This is a genomic window from Mucilaginibacter sp. (genome assembly GCF_028287845.1).
GTDB lineage: Bacteria > Bacteroidota > Bacteroidia > Sphingobacteriales > Sphingobacteriaceae > Mucilaginibacter.
In genome coordinates, this window is record NZ_JAQBOW010000056.1 from 1 (window position 1) to 2,869 (window position 2,869).

5 protein-coding genes are annotated in these 2,869 nt (G+C 39.8%); 3 read left to right on the plus strand and 2 right to left on the minus strand.

The genetic code is table 11. The annotated features are described in order from the left end of the window. On the minus strand, positions 1–391 hold a 391-nt coding region (locus tag JWP71_RS05030; protein ID WP_299497660.1), incomplete at its 3' end, for a lipid-binding SYLF domain-containing protein. Positions 392–481: 90 nt separating this feature from the next. Between JWP71_RS05030 and JWP71_RS05035 the strand changes: the two genes are divergently transcribed. The 3 genes from JWP71_RS05035 to JWP71_RS05045 are packed head-to-tail and all read left to right on the plus strand — an operon-like array spanning position 482 to position 2,571. Next, positions 482–835 carry a DHCW motif cupin fold protein gene (locus JWP71_RS05035; protein WP_299497661.1) on the plus strand — a complete coding sequence of 118 codons (354 nt, stop codon included), beginning with the start codon at positions 482–484 and terminating at the stop codon, positions 833–835. Between the two features lie 51 nt (positions 836–886). Next, positions 887–1,870 (plus strand): acyl transferase, encoded by a 984-nt coding sequence (locus JWP71_RS05040; RefSeq protein WP_299497662.1) that lies wholly within the window; start codon positions 887–889, stop codon positions 1,868–1,870. 59 nt (positions 1,871–1,929) lie between these two features. Next, a complete protein-coding gene (locus JWP71_RS05045) occupies positions 1,930–2,571 on the plus strand; it encodes a PH domain-containing protein (protein WP_299497663.1) in 642 nt (213 codons plus the stop codon). Between the two features lie 59 nt (positions 2,572–2,630). Here the strand turns inward: JWP71_RS05045 and JWP71_RS05050 are convergent. Beyond that, a partial coding sequence (locus JWP71_RS05050) for an RES family NAD+ phosphorylase (protein WP_299497664.1) occupies positions 2,631–2,869 on the minus strand: 239 nt, incomplete at its 5' end.

Below are 2,869 nucleotides of genomic sequence, written 5' to 3' on the forward strand. Positions count from 1 at the left end.
CATTCTTAACCTTGGCAAGCACCCCTTTATGACGGAACACCAATACCATATCAACAGATTGCATACCTATTTGAAACCCGAAACTACCGCCTGTTAAGGTAATAAATACCGGGTCGCTCCATTTACCATCGGCCAGCTTTACCATAGCTACACCTTTACCACGCTTGGCGCCTACACCGAAACCTGCATTTAGCAAGTTGGGGATAATTACTATGCCCTGGTAATCCTCAATTAGCTGGTGCGGTATGCTTTCCTTCATCTTACCAAATGCCTTTAGCACATTGGTTGATTTATGGATGCGATCGATTTCTTTACTCGGGTCAGTTGCAGATGCAAGCACCATAAAAATGCTTAACAGTATCGGCAACACCATTAATTTTAATGTTTTCATAGTTGCTATTGTTTAAATCTACAACCTTAAAAAACGGCAGTTGTTTGTTTGTTTCTTTATTAACTTGCGTTACACATTTTTTAATATAAAATGACTGACAAAAATATTCCGTTCCAGGTAATAAACTGGGATATGATTGAAAAAGTAAATTATCCGGGTGAAGAAGGCAGCTCAACCTGGCAAACCCTGCAATTTACAGGATTACGTATCAGGATAGTTGAATACTCAGCAGGTTACGTTGCCGACCATTGGTGCCAGAAGGGCCATATTGTACACTGCTTAGAAGGTGAGTTTATTACCGAACAGGAAAACGGCAAGCAGATCACGCTAAAAAAAGGAATGAGTTACGTAGTATCTGATGAGTTAAGTTCACACCGTTCGTTAGCACAAACCCCGGTAAAACTGCTTATTGTGGATGGTGATTTTTTAAAGTATCAGCAATAACTCAAACATGTATGTATTTACATATCCGCATATCTGCCTATCTTTGCAGCAATGAAACCGGGTAAACAGCAGGTATTTTCTATAAATAATGATGAGCAATTTAATAATGTCGCCTTACAGGTTTTTCAATACCAGGCCACAAATTGCGCGGTTTACCGTAATTTTATTAAAGGCTTAAATATTGACCCCGAGACGGTAACTACTATTCGGCAGATACCGTTTTTACCTATCGAATTTTTTAAATCGCACACTATAGTTAGTTCGGCCGATGAAGTAAAAATTACTTTTACCAGTTCGGGCACTACAGGGGTGACAACCAGCAGCCATCATATTACCGATGTAAGCTGGTATGAGGAAAGTTTCCGCGAAGCGTTTCAATTATTTTATGGAGATATTAGGGATTATACTGTTCTGGCTTTATTACCCTCTTATTTAGAGCGACAAGGATCTTCATTAATATATATGGCCGCCGACCTGATAAAGCAATCAAATAATCCGGATAGCGGTTTCTACCTATATAATCACGATGAGCTTGCAGCACAACTTACCAAACAACAGCAGGCAAAAAAGCCAACCTTATTAATAGGTGTAACCTTTGCCTTGCTTGATTTTGTTGAGCAATACCAAATAAATTTCCCCGAGCTTGTTGTTATGGAAACCGGCGGCATGAAGGGCCGGCGCAAGGAAATGATACGCGAAGAGGTACATGATGCTTTATGCAAAGGTTTCGGCGTTGATGCCATACATTCTGAATATGGGATGACGGAGTTATTATCGCAGGCTTATTCAAAGGGCTCGGGTATATTCAATTGCCCGCCGTGGATGCGCGTTATTACCCGCGATACTAATGACCCCATGAGTTTGGTTACTAATGGTAAGGCAGGCGGCATTAATGTAATTGACCTGGCCAATATCAATTCCTGCTCGTTTATAGCCACGCAGGATCTGGGTAAGGTATATGCCGATGATGGATTTGAAGTGCTGGGGAGATTTGATAATGCCGATATACGCGGATGTAATTTACTGATAGCGTAAAACTTAATATACAACTAACAGAATTTATATATTTTTGCATTATAAATAAGTGATTTAAGATGATCGAGAAATTTTTGCATGACGAACAGGACCCCAAGGCTGTTGAAAAAGTTTATTTACGACTGGTTGACCTGTTAAACACAGGCGAAGAAATAATATACATAGCTGTGCAGAAAAAGCCCTTAGTAAATTTACTGCCAGATTGTATTGCTATAACTAATAAACGTATATTATTTTTCACACCAGCCAATCTGGGCTTATCTATAAAATTTGTTGATTTTGTGTGGAAAGATGTAGTTGACGTATACACCAAAGAAGAAATTATAGGTGCTATTTTTAGTGTAAAAACCACTAATGGCGCCGAAATGGGTGTGGATTACCTGCCTAAGGTACAGGCCCGTAAACTTTACCAGTACGCGCAAGAACGCAAGGAAGCCGAACGAGAAGCACGCCGTTTACGCGATCTGGAAGAAAAACGTGCAGAGTCAGGCTCGGTACAATTTGAAAGTCCATCACAGCCTGTGGCAGCGGCATTTCATGCTGCAGCACCCGTTCAACAACCTGAGCCTGTTATACACGAAGAACCAAAAGCTGATATACTAACAGAAAAACTTAAAAAACTAAGAACGCTTTTTGATAACGGACTAATATCGCAGGAAGAATATAACAACAAGAAGTTAGAGCTACTTAGCGAATTGTAATAAGCCCACCCAAATACTGAAATTCAAAGTCTCCCCTACCGGGGGAGATTTAGAGGGGGCTAAATCAGCCGTTCATCAAAACTGAACGGTTTTTTAATTACTACTTTAACCGAAGCAGCCAGGTTATGCAAAGGATTCATGAGGTAATTATACTCTTCATTTACCAAAGCCGAGGGCACTTTTAAAAGCAGTTTATTATTTTGCCGCAAAAAATCATTTCCAATTTGCTTTAAAATATTTTGCTCGGGATATTCATGCCAATTTGGAGGTAATGCATTAATATCGACTTCACTAATAC